The organism is Arthrobacter sp. Soil736, assembly GCF_001428005.1.
In the GTDB taxonomy this organism is placed as follows: domain Bacteria; phylum Actinomycetota; class Actinomycetes; order Actinomycetales; family Micrococcaceae; genus Arthrobacter.
In genome coordinates this window covers 24,187-41,475 of sequence record NZ_LMSB01000016.1, presented here as the reverse complement: position 1 = coordinate 41,475, position 17,289 = coordinate 24,187, and the positions used below count along the sequence as shown (strand labels likewise).

The window sequence follows — 17,289 nt, the reverse complement described above, 5'->3', positions numbered from 1 at the left end:
AGGTAATTTCCCGCCCGTGACTTCTTCAGAAAAGCGCCCGTTCTACATCACCACGGCCATCAGCTACCCCAACGGCGTGCCGCACATCGGCCACGCCTACGAGGTCGTTGCCACCGATGCCATGGCGCGGTTCAAGCGACTGGACGGCCACGATGTCTTCTTCATGACCGGCACCGATGAGCACGGGCTGAAGATGCAGCAGTCGGCGGAGAAGGAAGGCCTGACGGCCAAGGAACTGGCGGACCGGAACTCCGCGGCCTTTAAGCAGATGGAGCAGGACCTGGGCATTTCCCATGACCGCTTCATCCGCACCACGGACGAGGACCACTACGCCGCGTGCCAGGAAATCTGGCGCCGGATGGAAGCCAACGGCGACATCTACCTGTCCAAGTACGAGGGCTGGTACTCCGTCCGCGACGAGGCTTACTACGTGGAAGACGACACCGTGGTCAAGGAGGACGGCGCCCGGTACACCAAGGAGAGCGACACCCCGGTGACCTGGACCGCCGAGGAGAGCTACTTCTTCCGGCTGTCCGCCTACCAGGACAAGCTGCTGGCACTGTACGAGGCACAGCCTGAATTCGGTGCCCCGCAGTCCCGCTTCAACGAGGTCATCAGCTTCGTCCGGCGCGGCCTGGAAGACCTGTCCATCAGCCGCACCACGTTCGATTGGGGCGTGCCCGTTCCCGGGGACGAAAAGCACGTCATGTACGTGTGGGTCGACGCCCTGACGAACTACCTCACCGGTGCCGGCTACCCTGACGTCGATTCGGAATCGTTCAAGAAGTACTGGCCCGCCGACGTGCACGTGATCGGCAAGGACATCTCACGGTTCCATGCGATTTACTGGCCGGCATTCCTGATGAGCGCGGGCCTCGAGCTGCCCAAACGCGTCATGATCCACGGCTTCCTGCAGAACAACGGCGTCAAGATGTCCAAGTCGCTGGGCAACGTGGTGGCGCCGGCCGACTTCGTGGCCCAGTACGGCCTCGATCAGGTCCGGTTCTTCTTCCTGCGTGAGGTTCCCTTCGGCGCCGACGGCAGCTACAACCACGAAGCCATTGTGGGGCGGATGAACTCGGACCTGGCAAACAATTTCGGAAACCTCGCCCAGCGGTCGCTGTCCATGGTGGCCAAGAACTGCGAAGGCCGCGTTCCTGTTCCCGGAGAGTTCACACCTGAGGACACGGCCATTCTGGCCCGGGCCAACGCCCTCCTGGACCAGGCGCGCGCCGCCTTCGACAAGCAGGAATTCAGCCGCGCGCTCGAAGCGATCTGGGGCGTACTGGGGGACACCAACGCCTACTTCGCCGAGCAGGCCCCCTGGGTCCTGCGGAAGACCGACGTCGAACGCATGCAGACGGTGCTGTACGTGACCCTTGAGGTACTGCGAATCGTGGCCATCCTCGCGCAGCCGGTGATGCCGACGGCGACGGCCGCCCTGCTGGCGACGCTCGGCCAGCCGGAGGGCGACGCCCGGCAGTTCACCGCCATTTCGACGCCGATCGCTGCGGGCACCGAACTGCCGGCACCCGCGCCGGTCTTCCCGAAATACGAGGAGCCGGCCGAAGTCTGACCCTGTCCTTTTCCGGCGGCACGTCCCTGCCGTCCCCCGCCCCCTTGCCCCGGTTTACCTGGGCAAGGGGGCGTTTTTTCTTCGTCTGCATGCCTATTCGGCCGGTTTCCAAGTGGTGGCCAAGTACAAGTGGGTGACAAACCCGCCACTACCAAGTACTTGGCCGTCAAAGAAGGCGTACTGGCTACTCGGGACTGGTGCAGCGACGCATCCTACGCTGAAAAGGCAAGCAGACTAACCACACCCTTGGGAGTATCCATCACCCTTGATCCCACCGTTTGAGTTCGAACAGTGGTCCCTTGGAAGGCAGAAATACCCCGTGGTCTGGTCGGTTTGAACCAGAAGTATGGAGGGACACGAAATGAGACGAACTATCGCGGCTGTGGGGCTTTTGGGTCTTGGACTCCTGGGCGTCACGATTCCGGCGGGTGCCGCGCCGGGCAACGGGCAGGGCGATCACGAGAAGGTCTGCCACGAGAACAATGCCGGTGGTAACGGTAACGGCGGCGAGAACGGCAATGCCGGTGGTAACGGTAACGGCGGCGAGAACGGCAATGCCGGTGGTAACGGTAACGGCGGCGAGAACGGCAACGCCGGCGGTAACGGTAACGGCGGAGAGAACGGCAATGCCGGCGGCAACGGTAACGGCGGCGAGAACGGCAATGCCGGCGGCAACGGCAACGGCGTCGGCCACCAGGATTGCGACCCGGAGGAGCCGGGCGGCGGCACCGAAGAGCCGCCGGCCGAAGAGCCGCCCGCCGAGGAGCCGGCCGCCGAGGTGCCGGTGGTCAAGCCGGTAGTCAAGCCGGTAGTCAAGCCGGCAGCCAAGTCGGCGGCCAAGCCCGCGGCGGCAGTCAGCGTCCCCGCTGCCGCTCCCGCGGCGCCGAACGTCGGATTCAACCTTGAAACAGCAGTAGGCAGGACGGACGCGGAAATCCCCGCGGGGCTTGCCCTAGCGACAGGCCTGTTCGTGGGCGTGTCCGTGCTGGTGCTGTGGAGAAGGAAAGAGGGTGCCAACGAGGCTGAAGGCTGAGCAGCACCATGCCTGGCGGGTGCCGCGAGTCGGAACGCGGCACCCGCGCCCGCCTGTTGTTGATCCGCCCGGTTGTTGATCCGCCCGATTCTGAGCCAAGGAGTCATCGCATGGCCAGTCATCGCCGTTTCCGGTGGCCGCGAAGCTGGCGGCTGAGCTCATTTGCCAGGCGTTTCACCGGCAGGCCCGGCACGCGAGGCACCGCCACGCGTGCCACCGGAACGCGCGGGCGGCTGCTGCAGTTTGCGGACCTGATTGTGCTGGCGATCTGCGGAATGGGACTGCTGGCGGCCTGGCTTGTCTATGGCGCCGGTTCCGGCGGCCACCACGAAAGGCCCCCCGAGGACGCGTCAGCAGTAATATCCGACGAGGAGGGTCAAGGCCTTCCGACGCCGACGGCAACAGCCCTGGCGACTCCTTCTGGTAAGACCGCGGCTCCCGCTGCCCCGGTGGCTCCTCCGCGGCCGGCCTATGCTCCCGTACACATCTCATATCCGGCGGCGGACTTTGACGTCGTGGTGCATCCCCTGAAGCCGAGCAGCGGAGACAAGAAGAGCCAGACCATCGTGCCGCCGGAGACGATGGACGCCTACTGGCTCACACCTTTCGGCAAGCTGGGTGCAGGCTCGGCCAACACCACGTATGTCATCGGCCACAGCTGGGAAGGAGCGGATGCGCCGTTCAACCACCTGAGCACGGCCGCGGCTCCGGGCCAGACATTCACCGTTAGAACGTCCGCCGGGGTACTGACATACAAGGTCGATTCAGTCACCACGTACACAAAGTCGGCCTTGAAGGACAGCCCCATCTGGTCGGTCGTTCCCAACCGGCTGGTCCTGATCAGCTGTTACACCGGAGATCTGTGGGGCAAGAACGTGGCGGTGGTCGCATCGCCGGTTCCGCGCCGGTAGTCGGCGGGCGGCCGTGGACCCCAGGCCGCCGACGCAAGGACGCGTTCGTATAATGAGACGGTTTGACCAGAATGTGGATCACTTGGCTACGCTGAAAAACATGAGCGCATCCACCATCAATCTTGCTGTCATCCCGGGCGACGGCATTGGCCCCGAGGTCATCGCAGAAGCCCTTAAGGTCCTGGAAAAGGTCGTTGCCGCCGAAGGCGTCACCCTTGAACAGACCCGCTACAAGCTGGGCGCCCAGCACTGGCTGGAGACGGGCGAGACGCTCCCCGACGCAGTTCTCGAAGACCTGAGGACCCACGACGCGATCCTCTTCGGCGCTGTCGGTGCGGCACCGGGGGACACGCGCATTCCCTCCGGAATCATCGAGCGTGAGATGCTCCTCAAGCTGCGCTTCAGCCTCGACCACTTCGTCAACCTGCGCCCCTCAAGGCTCTTCGGCGGCGTGGGCAGCCCGCTGGCCAATCCGGGAACCATCGATTTCATTGTGGTCCGCGAAGGAACCGAGGGCCCGTACGTCGGCAACGGCGGGACCCTGCGCGGCGGAACGCCCCACGAAGTGGCCACGGAAGTATCGCTGAACACCGCGTACGGCGTGGAGCGCGTGGTCCGCGACGCGTTCCGGCGCGCTAACGAACGGCCCCGCAAGAAGCTGACCCTCGTCCACAAGCACAACGTGCTCGTCTACGCGGGCCACCTGTGGAAGCGCACGGTCGAAGCTGTGGCAAAGGAGTTCCCGGAGGTCACGCACGACTACCTGCACATTGACGCCGCCACCATCTTCATGGTCACCGATCCCGCCCGCTTCGACGTGATCGTCACGGACAACCTCTTCGGGGACATCATCACAGACCTCGCGGCGGCGGTGACGGGCGGCATCGGACTGGCAGCCTCGGGCAACATCAACATGGACCGGACTGCCCCCTCCATGTTCGAGCCGGTGCACGGCTCGGCGCCGGACATCGCGGGCCGGCAGAAGGCGGATCCCACGGCCGCCATCCTGTCCGCCGCGCTGCTGCTGGAGCACCTGGGCTACTCCGCTGCGGCCCGCAGGATCGAGTCCGCGGTGCTGGCAGACGTCGAAGGCCGCAACGGCGAATCGCGGAGCACAAGCGCCATTGGCGATGCCATCGCCGCGGCCGTTTAGCCCCTGCCAGCAGGCGTAAGCTTGACCTGAATCACCAATTGCTGCCGTGGTCCGACGCTGAACCACGTTCAGATACCAGGCAGCCGACCGTGGAGGAACCATGACTCAGACTGCCCATGGCGTCGAATTCACCCAGCAGCTCTCGGCAACCCCGAAGTCCGCTGAAGAACGTGCTGCCATCCTGGCGAACCCGGGATTTGGCAACTATTTCACCGACCACACCGCCATCGTCGACTACAGCGTCGACGCCGAGGGCAAGGGCGGCTGGCATGATGCCCGGGTTGAGGCCTACGGACCCATCTCCCTGGACCCTTCCGCTGCTGTGCTCCACTACGGCCAGGAAATCTTCGAAGGGCTCAAGGCTTATCGCCACGCCGACGGCTCCATCTGGACGTTCCGGCCCGAGGCCAACGCCGCCCGCCTGAACAAGTCCGCCCGCCGACTGGCCCTCCCGGAGCTTCCGGAGGAGTACTTCCTCGGAGCGATCCGCGAACTCGTGACCGCGGACAAGGAATGGGTCCCGTCCGGCGACGGCGAAGCCCTGTACCTGCGTCCGTTCATGATTGCCACCGAGGCGTTCCTGGGTGTGCGCGCAGCCCGTGAGGTCTCCTTCCGGGTTATTGCGTCACCCGCCGGCAACTACTTCGGCGGCGAGCTGAAGCCGGTTTCCATCTGGATCTCCCGCGAGTACGCGCGGGCAGGGCGCGGCGGCACAGGCGCTGCGAAGTGCGGCGGCAACTACGCGGCGTCGCTGATCGCCCAGCAGGAAGCCGAGTCCCACGGCTGCAAGCAGGTGCTGTTCCTGGACCAGTTCAACGACAACGCTGTTGAGGAACTCGGCGGCATGAACGTCTTCTTCGTGATGAAGGACGGCTCGCTCGTTACGCCGGCACTGACCGGAACCATCCTGGAGGGCGTCACCCGCTCCTCGGTGATGCAGGTGGCGAAGGACATGGGCCGCGAGGTTGCCGAACGCAAGATCACGCTGGATGAATGGCGTGACGGCGTTGCCTCCGGCGACATCGCCGAGGTCTTCGCCTGCGGTACTGCCGCTGTCATCACGCCCATCGGCGTGCTCAAGGATGCCACCGAGTTCATCGGTTCGGAGGATGCCAAGGCGGGCGAAACCACCATGGCCATCCGTGAGCAGTTGCTGGGAATCCAGACCGGCAAGGTCGCGGACACGCACGGCTGGCTGACCCGGCTGGCCTGAGGATTTCCCATAAGTACGACGGCGGGTGGCCGGCGGAGCTGCGACGGCGGCCCGCCGGCCACCCGCCGTCGCATTGGCGGAGTGGTGTTAGCGGAAATGCAAGAATAAGAGCGTGAATCCGGACACCACGCCCGCCCTGACCGTCAGCAGTCAGCTGACCAGGTACCGCCTGGCCCCCAACCCGGGGCCGATGAGCCTGGACGGCACCAACTCCTACGTCATTGCCGAGGCAGGTCATGCGGCTGCCGTCGTGGTGGACCCGGGGCCGGCCGACGAGCGGCACCTTCAGGAACTGGCCGCCAGCGGTTCGGTGGAGCTTATCCTGGTCACGCACCGGCATGCGGACCACACGGCGGGGGCGGCACGGCTGCACGAACTCACCGGAGCTCCCGTCCGCGCCGCCGATCCGGCGCACTGCCACGCGGGGGCACCGCTGCTGCCCGGGGAGACCATCGCGGCCGGGGGGACCGAAATCCGGGTGGTGGCCACCCCCGGACACACCTCCGATTCCGTCTGCTTCCATCTTCCCTTCGACGGCCCTTCCGGCTCTGTGCTCACCGGCGACACCATCCTGGGCCGTGGAACCACCATGCTGGATCACCCGGACGGCACGCTGCGGGACTACCTGTCCTCGCTGGACCGGCTGGAACTGCTGGGCCCGGTCACCGTCCTGCCGGCTCACGGGCCGGTCCTGCCGGCCCTCGATTCCGTGGTCCGCGCCTACCGTGACCACCGGCTGGACCGGCTTGCCCAGATCAGGGCGGCGCTCTCGGACCTCGGCGGGGACGCCGGCGTCACTGAGGTCACCGACGTTGTCTATTCCGACGTCGATCCCTCAGTCCGGCGCGCAGCCGAGAATTCCGTTGCGGCCCAGCTTGAATACCTGCGCTCCCTGCGTGACCGGACCTGAGGCGGTGCGGCAGGAGAGCAGAGCGGAGACTGTAGGCTTGGAACCATGCGTATTGCCCGGTTTGTAGTCGATTCTGATCCCCTCTACGGCATTGTTGAAGGCCAGCCTGGCAGTGAGGAAGTCACTGTCATCAACGGCGACCCCTTCTTCCACGGTGTGGAGCGCACGCACGTCCGCCACAAGCTGGAGGACGTCCGCCTGCTGGCGCCGATCATTCCGCGCAGCAAAGTGATCGGGGTGGGGCGGAACTTCGTCGAACACGCCCGCGAACTCGGCAACGAGGTGCCGCAGCAGCCCCTCCTGTTCCTGAAACCGAACACCTCGGTGGTGGGCCCCAACGATCCCATCGTGCTGCCGGAGTTCTCCGACGAGGTCTCCTATGAGGCTGAGCTCTGTGTCGTGATCGGCCGCATCTGCAAGGACGTTCCCGAGGAACGCGTGGATGACGTCATTTTCGGCTACACCTGCGGCAACGACCTCACTGCCCGCGATGTCCAAAAAACCGACCTGCAGTGGGCCCGCGCCAAGGGTTTCGACACCTCGGCCCCGCTGGGCCCGTGGATCGAAACCGAACTGGACCCCGAAGACCTGTCCATCAAGGGCTGGCTCAACGGGGAGCTCCGCCAGGACGGCAGCACCAACCAGATGATCCGCGGCGTCCGGGAACTCGTCTCCATCGTCTCGAGCGCCTTCACGCTCCTGCCCGGTGACGTCATCATGACGGGAACGCCGGCCGGCGTGGACCTGGTGCAGGCCGGAGACCGGTACGACGTCGAGATCGAGGGCATCGGCCGCCTGTCGAACCCGGTGGTCCGTCGCTGACCCACGCGCCGATTCAGGACAGCCGCCACGTTGATCCACGTGGCGGCTGTCCTGTTTCGCAGCGGGGTTCAGCCGCCAGTCCGGCATGGTGCACGCGGTAAAGTTGGTGTCACTATGACTACTCCCTCTGCGCCCAACCCCGTCTCCAGCTCCGCCCCCAGTGAAATGAGCCGCGAAGTCACCGCCGAAACCCCGGTGCGTGTCCGGTTTTGCCCCTCGCCGACCGGCACCCCGCACGTCGGACTGATCCGCACGGCCCTGTTCAACTGGGCCCATGCCCGGCACACCAACGGCACCTTCGTGTTCCGCATCGAGGACACGGACGCTGCCCGCGACTCGGAGGAGAGCTACCAGCAGTTGCTGGAGGCCCTGAAGTGGCTCGGAATCACCTGGGAAGAGGGCGTGGAGGTCGGCGGACCGCACGAACCGTACCGCCAGTCGCGGCGCCTGGACCTCTACAAAGACGTGGTCGCCAAGCTGATCGACGCCGGCTACGCGTACGAGGCGTTCTCCACGCCCGAGGAGGTCGAGGCGCGCCACCGCGCCGCCGGCCGGGACCCCAAGCTGGGCTATGACAACTTCGACCGAGACCTCTCGGCAGAACAGATTGCCGCGTTCAAGGCCGAGGGCCGCCAGCCCGTGCTCCGCGTGCGGATGCCGGACGAGGATGTCACCTTCGCTGACATGGTCCGCGGCGACATCACGTTCAAGGCCGGCAGCATTCCGGACTACGTCATTGTCCGTGCCGACGGGTCCCCGCTATACACCCTTGTCAACCCCGTCGACGATGCGCTGATGGGCATCACGCACGTCCTCCGTGGCGAGGACCTGCTCTCCTCCACACCCCGCCAAGTGGTGCTGATCCGCGCGCTGATGGAAATCGGCGTGGCCAGCTACATGCCCGTCTTCGGTCACCTGCCTTACGTCATGGGCGAGGGGAACAAGAAGCTCTCCAAGCGCGACCCGCAGTCCAACCTGTTCCTGCTCCGGGACCGCGGTTTCATCCCCGAAGGCCTGCTGAACTACCTCTCCCTCCTTGGCTGGAGCCTGTCCGCCGACGAGGACATTTTCACGGTGGAGCAGCTCATCGAGCACTTCGACGTCAACGACGTCCTCGCCAATCCGGCCCGCTTCGACATCAAGAAGGCCGAAGCCATCAACGGCACGCACATCCGCATGCTTGAGCCGGAGGATTTCCGGTCACGCCTCGTCCCGTACCTGCGCGCCGCCGGATTCGTGGGCGAGAGCCTTACCGCACGGCAGGAGGAGATCCTCGCCGAGGCTGCGCCGCTGATCCAGGAGCGCATCTCCCTGCTGGGTGAGGCTCCGGAGATGCTCGCCTTCCTCTTCAAGAACGACGACGCGATCGACATCGCGGATGACGCACGTAAGGGCCTGCCGGCAAACCTGGCTGAAGTGCTGGACGCGGCGCTGGCCGCCCTCGAGCCCGTCGAGGACTGGAGCGCGGAGAACATCCAGTCCGCGCTGAAGCAGGCGCTCGTGGAGGATCTTGGCATCAAGCCGCGGCTGGCGTTCGGACCCGTCCGCACCGCAATCTCCGGGCGGCGGATCTCTCCGCCGCTGTTCGAATCCATGGTGATCCTGGGCAGGGACTCGTCGCTGGCGCGCCTGCGCGCCTTCCTCGGCTGATGACGCGACCTGCCGCGGAAACCGGCGGCGCCCTGCACCGACGGCCGCCCGGTGCCGTCAGCGGTGTCCTGTTCGACATCGACGACACGCTGGTGGACCTTGCGTACGCCATGACCACGGCGTTGCGCGATGTCAGCGAACACCTCCTGCCCCGGCTGGACCAGTCGGGGTGGGAGAAGTTCGGCAGGATCTTCACGCACGAGACCACGCACTACTACGACCGCTACCTTGCCGGCGAACTGACCTTTAACGAGCAGCGGCTGCTTCGCGGTCGGGCGGCGCTGGGCCACTTCGGCGTCGAGCTCGGCGAAGGTGAGGAGTCCCGGCACTGGCTCAGTTCGTATTCGCGCCTCCAGCCCAGTTATGTCAGGGCGTTCGAGGACGTCGCCCCGCTCCTGGACGCACTGGACTCGGCAGGAGTTCCCTATGGTGCGGTGAGCAACAACGTCCATGACTACCAGCGCGTCAAGCTGGACAGCGCCGGACTGGAACGCATCGGCATCCTCGTGGGGACGGACACCGTGGGTGTGCCCAAACCTGACCCCGCCATCTATCTGGAGGGTGTCCGGCTTCTTGGCAGTTCCGCGGACACAACCCTTTACGTGGGGGACAACCGGCTGCTCGACGCTGAAGGCTCGACGGCGGCAGGCCTCCTGGGCGTCTGGCTGAACCGCGGCGGGGAGCCGGAGCCGGATTTTCAGGGACACGAGATCGGCTCCCTGCTGGAGCTGCTGGGGTGGCTGGCACTGCCGGAGTAAGGCACGCCCCGGACCTGCGCGGCCGCGATGGGACCGGGCACGGGCACGGTTGTGCCCGTGCCCGGCCCCGGGCGGTTTAGGGGGTTTTCCGCAACGGCCGCCTTGACTTCAGGGCCAGGAACGCGCCGACCGAGCCGAGGCCCAGCACGCCCACGAGGCCCAGGGCCAGGGCGGCATCGGACTGCCGGACCATGCTTCCGGGAGACACCGCCGCGGCCGCCGAATACAGGGTGCCCGTGCCTTCGGCGATCCGGGCGTTGCCGTCAGCGAGCCTGTCCGCGCCGGTGGCAAGCTGTGTGGAACCGGCGGCAAGCCTGGTGTTGCCGTCTGACAGCTTGGAGGCGCCGGCAGCGAGGGTCTGGGAACCGCTGAGCAGGCCGGGGCTGCCCGGATTAGCCGGATCTCCCTTGATGCCCGCGTTCAGTGCCACAGTGCCGTCGGCCAGGCGTTGGCTGCCCTCGGTCATCCCGGCAGCGGCCTTGAGCAGTCCGGGACGTGCGGAGTTGCCGGGAACGCCGTCCATGCCCACCCGGAGTTTGGACGTGCCCTCGGCCAGGAGTTCGGTGCCCATCACCACGCCGGGGCTCTTCGGGTCCCGGCTGTTGAGCCTGCCGGCCAGGGTGGCGAATCCTGCCGTCAGCCTTCCGGTTCCTGCATGGAGCTCTCCGGCACCCGAGTCCAGCCGTGCCGCGCCCGCGTTGAGCCGTGCCGCTCCGGACTGCAGCCGGGAAGCGCCGGCGTCCAGCTTCTGCGCACCTGCCCTGATCTTTGCGATCTTGTCCTTGACCACGGACAAGGGAACCAGGCCCTGCGCGGGATCTGAGGCAGCTGCCTCCAACAGTTCCAGCGCCTGTGCGATTGCAGCCGTCCCGGTGCCTGCCGCGGGGTCGCCGTTCGCGCCGCGGTAGCCCCTGAGTTGGACTGTGCCGGCCGCCAGCAGGCTGGTGCCGGCGGCCAGTTCAGCGGTTCCGTCCGCCAGCCGCGCTGCTCCGCCGTCGAGCCGGGTGGCGCCGTCCGCCAGGTTGTCCGGGGCATTGCCCGCCGCTGTCGGTGTCAGGGCGGCGGATAACCGGACGGCTCCGGCAGCGAGTTTGTGGGCGCCGTCGTCGACCTTGTAGACGCCCGGGGCGAGTTTGCTGTTGACGTCGTTCTCGATTTTCACGGCGCCTGCGGCGAGCCGGGCAGCGCCGGCCTCAAGCTTGTCAGCCCCCGGAGCGAGTTTGCTGCTGATTCCTGAGTGGATCTTGTCCGCGCCTTCCGCGAGCTTTACGGCACCGGCGTCCGCCAGGCTGGCACCGCTGGCGAGCTGGCCGGCGCCTGTCTTCAACTGTTCGGCGCCCGTGGAGGCCAGGCCGGCCCCGTCCCGCAGCCTGGCCGAGCCGTCGGCGACGCGTCCGGTCACGAGCGTATAGAACGCCAGCAGTGCCACGAGCAGCAGGGCAAGGATCGCGATGGCGACTTGTTGGGTCCGGGGCCAGGGCCTGCCCGCCACGGCGGCACGGCCCGTCGATTGACGCGGTTCCGGCCCGGACGGTTCCGACACAGGCGATTCCGGCATAAGTGGTACCGGCACAAGCGATTTCGACACAGATGGTTCCGACACAGGTGGTTCCTCTCGACGGTCCTGCCGGCGGCGGCATTGCCGCCGGCCATATCCCGCAACTGTGATGCAGCTAACAACCGCGATTGCTCGCAGGTCGGCCCGCTATGACATCGGGGAGAAGGTGGTTACTCGCTGGTAACTTACCGAGCGTAAACTTATTAACGCCGGATTTGCAAGGTTTTTCCTTGTTTCAGAGGGGCGCGGACGGCCAAGTCCGTCCCGGCGCGGGGTATCCAGAGGGATGCCGGGGCCGATTTGTGCGGGGCAAAACTCTCGGGTAAAGTAATTACTCGTGCTGAGGCGCTCGGAGCGAAGGTTTAGGCCTTTTCGACCGGCCCGAAAGTTCCATTGGGATATGGTGTAATTGGCAACACTACGGTTTCTGGTACCGTCATTCTAGGTTCGAGTCCTGGTATCCCAGCTCTGAAAATCCGCGGAATTCCGCAGATTATCGGGAGTTTCAAGTCAAGCTTTTCGATTTGAAACACGTGCTGAGTGTGTGAAACAATCACTTAGCTTGACCGGCAGAATTGCTGGTTGGAAGGTACACGGCCCCATCGTATAGCGGCCTAGTACGCCGCCCTCTCACGGCGGTAACGCGGGTTCGAATCCCGCTGGGGTCACCAATTAACCGGCTCCGGGCATCTGCCCGGGGCCGGTTTTTCTTTGTTCTGCCGCCACGGCCCGCCTGATCCACAGCAGTGCCTGAACTGGCATGATGATGCTGTGATCTCCTCCAACGAGCGCCCTCCGGCCAACGGGCAGAAGAAGGAAGCGCAGTCCGCTGCCGCCGTCGCCCTCTTGGAAGCCGTTCGGCGGGATCTGTCCTCCGCATCGCTGCCGCTGGAGCTTCCGGCGTCGAGCGGGCCCGGGTGGACATCCGCAATTGCGTGGCCCAACTCGATGACTACATCCTTCCGCGGTACCGCAGCCTGGACGCTCCGCTGCTGGCCGTCGTCGGCGGTTCTACGGGGGCTGGCAAATCAACGCTCGTGAACGCGCTCGTAGGCCACCCGGTGACCCGGGCGGGAGCCATCCGGCCCACCACGCGCCAGCCCATTCTCCTGCACCATCCCGCAGATGCCCCCTGGTTCGAGGATCAACGCGTCCTGCAGAGCCTCGGCCGGATCCGGGGCGCCGTGGTTGCTGCCCCCGTGCCGGCCAGCCAGGCGGGGCCAGCTCCCGATGCGGCCCCGATTTCGTCGCTGGTGCTGGTGGGGGATCCGGCCGTGCCGGAAGGGATCGCCCTGCTTGACGCGCCGGATGTCGACTCCATCTCCGATGACAACCGGAAGCTTGCCGGCCAACTCCTGGCGGCCGCCGATCTGTGGGTCTTTGTCACCACCGCAAACCGCTACGCGGACGCCGTTCCCTGGAAGCTGCTGCTGGACGCAGCCTCGAGGGACATCATGGTCGCGGTGGTGCTCGACCGCGTCCCGCCAGCGGCGGAAGCTGAAGTGAGTGAGGACCTCCGGGCCATGCTGGAAAGGGAAGGCCTTGGCAACGCCGGCCTCTTCGTCATCCCGGAGGTGGCCCTCGACAGGCTTGGCATGCTGCCCGCTGCGGCCACCGAAGCCCTTGGAACGTGGCTGCGGAATCTCGCCGCGGATGCCGCGGGAAGGGCGGACATCGCCCGGCGGACGCTCAACGGGACAGTCAAGGCACTAAGTCAGAGGGTGCGGCTCGTGGCCGAGGAGTCGGCGGAACAAGGGCGGGCCGCCGGGCGCCTGGGTGCGGACGCCCGGGCCGCCTATCGGGACGCCGTCGCCAGGATCCTCGATGCCACCAAGGACGGCGCCCTGCTGCGCGGTGAGGTGCTGGCCCGCTGGCAGGATTTCGTCGGCACCGGGGAGTTCTTCCGCAGCCTGGAGCAGAACATCGGCCGCTTTCGTGACCGCGTAGGCGCCTTCTTCCGCGGCGAACCGACGCCGGCCATCAGGGTGGAAACCGCCATTGAAACGGGACTGCAGGCAGTCATCGTCGATGAAGCCGCCAACGCGGCGGAGGACGCGGACCAGCGCTGGCGCTCGGACCCCGCGGGCCGCCGACTCCTGGGCGCGGATGACCTTTCAGGAACCAGCCCGGGGTTTGCCGACGCGGTGGCCGAGGAGATCCGGGCGTGGCAGGGGAGCCTGATGGAGCTTATCCGGACAGAGGGGCAGGGCAAGCGGGCGCAGGCCAGGTGGCTGTCCTTCGGCGTCAACGGCCTGGGTGCGGCACTCATGATCGTGGTGTTCTCCATGACTGCCGGACTGACGGGCCTTGAGATCGGAGTCGCAGGAGGCACCGCCGTCGTCGGACAAAAACTGCTGGAAGCGGTTTTCGGTGAAGACGCCGTGCGGCGCCTTGCGCGGACCACCCGGGACGACCTGCACACCCGATGCCAGAATCTGCTGCAGGCCGAGCAGCGTCGCTTCCTGGACCGGCTGGACCCGGACTCGGGCGCCGGGGCCGACGTCCTCGCAGGGCACGCAGAGGCACTGAAGCGGCTCGCGGGCGCCGCATGAGCCGCCACGGCGGAACCAAGGAAGCATCCCGGCTGCAGCGCCGCCTCGAGGCGCTCAATGACGCCCGGGAGCTGGCCGAAGGTGTCCTGCCGGACGCCACCCTGGACGATGTACTCCACGTGTTGGAGCGCGCCAGTTCGCGGCGGTCCCTGTCCGCGGACCACACAGTGGTGGGATTTTTCGGTGCCACCGGAAGCGGCAAATCCACCCTGTTCAACGCGGTCAACGGAGCTGAAATCGCGACGGCGGCCGCCCGCCGGCCCACCACGTCGGAACCTTTGGCGAGTGTCTGGGGAGCGGACGGCAGCGAACCGCTGCTGGACTGGCTGGACGTGCGCCAGCGCCATCATGCCGACGCCGTGGAGGGCTTCGCCGATGAGGCCAGCGGCCTCATCCTCCTCGACCTGCCCGATTTTGATTCGACGCGGGCTGCCAACCGCCAGACCGTGGAGCGCCTGGTGGGCATGGTGGACGTCCTGGTGTGGGTGCTGGATCCGCAGAAGTATGCTGACGCCGCCGTCCATGATGACTTCCTGGCGCCGCTGGCGTCTCACGGCGCAGTGACGCTGGTGGTGCTGAACCAGATCGACCGGCTCCCCGAAGCCGACGTCAAACCTGTCATGGAGTCGCTCAGGGGAATCCTGGCCCGGGACGGACTCGGCAAAGTGCAGGTTTTGGCGGCCTCGGCGCTGACCGGTGCCGGAGTGGACAAGGTCCGGGCAGCCATCCGCCAGGTGGTTGCCCGGCGCGAAGCCCTGGCGCTGCGGCTATCGGCCGATGTGTCCCAGGTAGCCGGGCGGCTGATGGACGCCTCGGGGCCCGGCGAGCCCGCGGGCGTAAAGAGCGGAACCGGGGCGCGGCTGGCGGAAGAACTCTCCCGTGCGGCCAACGTGCCCCTGGTGGTTGATGCCGTGCCGCGGTCGTACAAGCACGAGTCCACGAGGCGCACGGGCTGGCCCGTCACCAGATGGCTGGTTCGCTTTCGGCCGGATCCGCTCCGCCGGCTCAATCTGCGCAGCACTTCCAAGGCCGAAGTCAGCCGGACCTCGCTGCCTCCCGCCGGAGCGCCGGAGCGCGCCCGGACCGATGCTGCGGTCCGGGACTTCGCCGATGCAGCGAGCGACGGGGCTCCCGGCCCGTGGCGGGCGTCCATCCGGGGGGCAGCCCGTGAGGGCAGGGAACGCCTGCCGGACGCTTTGGACCAGGCCATTGCCCGTGCCGACCTGAAAGCCGGGCAGAAATCATGGTGGTGGGCGGTTTTCAACGTGATCCAGTGGCTCGCGCTGCTCACCGCCGTGGGCGGGCTGGGATGGCTGGGCGTGTTGGCCGTCCTCGGCTACCTTCAGCTTCCGGTCCCGGACGTGCCCCGGGTGGAGGGCTGGCCGCTTCCTACGCTCATGATTGCCGGGGGAGCGGCGCTGGGCATTTTCCTCGCGATCACCGCAAAATTCATCACAGCCGCAGCGGCACGCCTCCGTGCTGCCGCCGCAAGGAAACGGCTCAAGTCCGCCGTCGCCGCCGTCGCCGGGAAGCTTGTGGTGGAGCCCGTGGAGGTGGAAATCAGCCGCCTGAAATCCTTCAACGCCGCCGTGAAGGCCGCCGCAGCGGCCTAGGGCGCCAGCTCATGTGTGCGGCGGGGACGGCGTCGGTCCCCGAAAATGGCACCGTGAGTCATGATGGCGAGTCTCCGAATCTTGCCGCAAGCGGGCCGGTATCGTTGATTCGGGGGGATGGGCAAACTTATGGAAAATGGCGTAACGGACCGTCTGTGGGACAAGGACGTTCAGGAGTTCATCGAGGCCTGCAAGCACGAGAAGCTCAGCAGCGTGGTACTCGGATATTCGGAAATGGATGACGGACGGAAGATCCTCAACGTCACTGCCCTCTACCGGACCCGTAGGCTTGGGCTCATCCTCGTGGGGTACCGGTGGGTAGAGCACCCGGAGCGGGGCTGGCTGCCTGAGTTCTTCGTTGGGAACCAAACCGTGCCAGCTGCACAGCAGGGTGCTGCGGTCTTCGGGATTGCCTGGCGGACCGGGCTTCGACGGGAGCGAAGGCACCTCCGTTCCGCCCTTCTGACGGTACGCGAGATTTTCTTCAAAGCGCAGATGGTTCGGGCTGCCCTGGATGTTGAACACCTCAAGGCCCTCACAAACGAGGAGGAAGTCTCCGTCGCCCGTGCACAGGAACTGACGCTCCAGACCCTCAACGACCTCGCATACCTGTACAGCGCGCACTAGGGGAGGGCCCTCCCGGATCCTTTCCGAAGTGGAGGCATCCCGGAGCTGGAAACGCTTCACGTCGCACGCTCGACCGATCTGACCTCGTCCATACCGACAGACCGCTGACACAGCTGAGGGCGCCGCACCTTTCGACGCGGCCCGTTTCGCGATCTCCCCTGGACCGGCCCGCCTACACCCGCTTCCGCCGCCCGGTGCTCCGCCTCGTCAAGTAGTCCTCGCCCACACGGGCGCGGCGCCACGGTGCCGCCCTTCGTCCGGGCAATCGTAAATCGTAGTAAATTTTGTCCATCAAAACGGTGGTCTGCCCCCGGCGGACCGTACGATGAGCTCGTCTCATCACTCTGAAACCATTGGGGGAACACCATGAGCTATCCGCAATACCCGCAGCAACAGGCACCGCAGTCGTGGCAGGGCGGCGAACCGCCGCTCTGGGCACCGTACTATGGGGCACCGTTCCCGGTAGCCATCAAACGGTTCTTTAAGAAGTACGCCACGTTCTCCGGCCGGGCCAGCCGGAGCGAATACTGGTGGTGGACCCTTGTAGCCGTTGCAGTGAGCATCGTCCTGAACATCATCATCGGAGCGGGCGCCGCCGCGACGACGGCGGCCTCAAGCCTCAGCAGCGCCCCGGCTCCCGGCCCTGGTGCCATCTTCGGCTACATCCTGCTCGTCATCTGGGGGCTGGCAACCATCGTTCCGTCGTTGGCACTCGTCGTGCGCCGTTTGCACGATGGCAACTTCAGCGGCTGGCTGGTGCTTGTCGGACTGGTGCCATTCCTGGGCGCACTTGCACTGCTGGTGTTCATGATTCTGCCGTCCAACCCGGCCGGGCAGCGGTTCGACCAGCCAGGCGCGTAAGCGCATTGCCAGCCCGGGGTGCGGACGTACGCTGATACCGCACGAACCACCA

Annotated in this window: 13 protein-coding genes, 2 tRNA genes and 1 pseudogene; 15 read left to right on the top strand and 1 reads right to left on the bottom strand. The window is 66.3% G+C overall.

Annotation, left to right across the window (positions count from 1 at the left end):
* The first annotated feature begins 16 nt into the window (after nucleotides 1-16).
* From metG to ASG92_RS11460, 9 genes are all read left to right on the top strand, one after another.
* Nucleotides 17-1,576, top strand: coding sequence for a methionine--tRNA ligase (gene metG, locus ASG92_RS11500; protein WP_056628128.1), 1,560 nt, complete (start codon nucleotides 17-19; stop codon nucleotides 1,574-1,576).
* Nucleotides 1,577-1,937: 361 nt separating this feature from the next.
* Complete coding sequence (locus ASG92_RS29240) at nucleotides 1,938-2,609, top strand: hypothetical protein (protein WP_200951951.1); 672 nt, start codon at nucleotides 1,938-1,940, stop codon at nucleotides 2,607-2,609.
* A 110-nt stretch (nucleotides 2,610-2,719) separates the two neighbouring features.
* Nucleotides 2,720-3,520, top strand: coding sequence for a class F sortase (locus ASG92_RS11490; protein WP_240987100.1), 801 nt, complete (start codon nucleotides 2,720-2,722; stop codon nucleotides 3,518-3,520).
* 100 nt (nucleotides 3,521-3,620) lie between these two features.
* Nucleotides 3,621-4,673, top strand: a complete 1,053-nt coding sequence (locus tag ASG92_RS11485; RefSeq protein WP_056628199.1) for a 3-isopropylmalate dehydrogenase — start codon at nucleotides 3,621-3,623, stop codon at nucleotides 4,671-4,673.
* A 100-nt stretch (nucleotides 4,674-4,773) separates the two neighbouring features.
* Nucleotides 4,774-5,886 (top strand): branched-chain amino acid aminotransferase, encoded by a 1,113-nt coding sequence (locus ASG92_RS11480; protein WP_056628122.1) that lies wholly within the window; start codon nucleotides 4,774-4,776, stop codon nucleotides 5,884-5,886.
* Nucleotides 5,887-5,998: 112 nt separating this feature from the next.
* The gene (locus tag ASG92_RS11475; protein WP_056628119.1) at nucleotides 5,999-6,796 is read left to right on the top strand and encodes an MBL fold metallo-hydrolase; all 798 of its coding nucleotides are present in this window, start codon (nucleotides 5,999-6,001) and stop codon (nucleotides 6,794-6,796) included.
* A 45-nt stretch (nucleotides 6,797-6,841) separates the two neighbouring features.
* Nucleotides 6,842-7,618 carry a fumarylacetoacetate hydrolase family protein gene (locus ASG92_RS11470; protein ID WP_056628115.1) on the top strand — a complete coding sequence of 259 codons (777 nt, stop codon included), beginning with the start codon at nucleotides 6,842-6,844 and terminating at the stop codon, nucleotides 7,616-7,618.
* 114 nt (nucleotides 7,619-7,732) lie between these two features.
* The gene (gltX, locus tag ASG92_RS11465) at nucleotides 7,733-9,268 is read left to right on the top strand and encodes a glutamate--tRNA ligase (protein ID WP_056628111.1); all 1,536 of its coding nucleotides are present in this window, start codon (nucleotides 7,733-7,735) and stop codon (nucleotides 9,266-9,268) included.
* Entirely contained in the window at nucleotides 9,268-10,026 is a 759-nt protein-coding gene (locus tag ASG92_RS11460; protein WP_056628108.1) for an HAD family hydrolase, read from the top strand. Before gltX ends, ASG92_RS11460 begins: the two co-directional genes overlap by 1 nt.
* Nucleotides 10,027-10,102: 76 nt before the next feature.
* Here ASG92_RS11460 and ASG92_RS11455 read toward each other — a convergent pair whose 3' ends face one another.
* Nucleotides 10,103-11,569, bottom strand: coding sequence for a hypothetical protein (locus ASG92_RS11455; protein WP_240987099.1), 1,467 nt, complete (start codon nucleotides 11,567-11,569; stop codon nucleotides 10,103-10,105).
* Nucleotides 11,570-11,978: 409 nt separating this feature from the next.
* Here ASG92_RS11455 and ASG92_RS11450 point away from each other — a divergent pair.
* The 6 genes and pseudogenes from ASG92_RS11450 to ASG92_RS11425 all read left to right on the top strand — a co-directional run bounded on the left by ASG92_RS11450 (nucleotide 11,979) and on the right by ASG92_RS11425 (nucleotide 17,237).
* Nucleotides 11,979-12,050, top strand: a tRNA-Gln gene (locus ASG92_RS11450).
* A gap of 129 nt (nucleotides 12,051-12,179) precedes the next feature.
* Nucleotides 12,180-12,255, top strand: a tRNA-Glu gene (locus ASG92_RS11445).
* A 103-nt stretch (nucleotides 12,256-12,358) separates the two neighbouring features.
* Nucleotides 12,359-14,136: pseudogene (locus ASG92_RS11440) on the top strand (dynamin family protein).
* Entirely contained in the window at nucleotides 14,133-15,749 is a 1,617-nt protein-coding gene (locus tag ASG92_RS11435) for a GTPase (protein ID WP_056628102.1), read from the top strand. Before ASG92_RS11440 ends, ASG92_RS11435 begins: the two are co-directional and overlap by 4 nt.
* Nucleotides 15,750-15,878: 129 nt before the next feature.
* Complete coding sequence (locus ASG92_RS11430; protein WP_082579462.1) at nucleotides 15,879-16,376, top strand: hypothetical protein; 498 nt, start codon at nucleotides 15,879-15,881, stop codon at nucleotides 16,374-16,376.
* Nucleotides 16,377-16,742: 366 nt separating this feature from the next.
* Nucleotides 16,743-17,237, top strand: a complete 495-nt coding sequence (locus ASG92_RS11425; protein WP_056628097.1) for a DUF805 domain-containing protein — start codon at nucleotides 16,743-16,745, stop codon at nucleotides 17,235-17,237.
* Nucleotides 17,238-17,289 lie beyond the last annotated feature (52 nt).

Bases quoted from the DNA above. Each gene is read 5' to 3' on its own strand.
- ASG92_RS11480 (WP_056628122.1), top strand. From the start codon at position 4,774: ATGACTCAGACTGCCCATGGCGTCGAATTCACCCAGCAGCTCTCGGCA.
- ASG92_RS11430 (WP_082579462.1), top strand. From the start codon at position 15,879: ATGGAAAATGGCGTAACGGACCGTCTGTGGGACAAGGACGTTCAGGAG.
- ASG92_RS11435 (WP_056628102.1), top strand. From the start codon at position 14,133: ATGAGCCGCCACGGCGGAACCAAGGAAGCATCCCGGCTGCAGCGCCGC.
- gltX (WP_056628111.1), top strand. From the start codon at position 7,733: ATGACTACTCCCTCTGCGCCCAACCCCGTCTCCAGCTCCGCCCCCAGT.
- ASG92_RS11490 (WP_240987100.1), top strand. From the start codon at position 2,720: ATGGCCAGTCATCGCCGTTTCCGGTGGCCGCGAAGCTGGCGGCTGAGC.
- ASG92_RS11485 (WP_056628199.1), top strand. From the start codon at position 3,621: ATGAGCGCATCCACCATCAATCTTGCTGTCATCCCGGGCGACGGCATT.
- ASG92_RS11425 (WP_056628097.1), top strand. From the start codon at position 16,743: ATGAGCTATCCGCAATACCCGCAGCAACAGGCACCGCAGTCGTGGCAG.
- ASG92_RS11460 (WP_056628108.1), top strand. From the start codon at position 9,268: ATGACGCGACCTGCCGCGGAAACCGGCGGCGCCCTGCACCGACGGCCG.
- ASG92_RS11470 (WP_056628115.1), top strand. From the start codon at position 6,842: ATGCGTATTGCCCGGTTTGTAGTCGATTCTGATCCCCTCTACGGCATT.
- ASG92_RS29240 (WP_200951951.1), top strand. From the start codon at position 1,938: ATGAGACGAACTATCGCGGCTGTGGGGCTTTTGGGTCTTGGACTCCTG.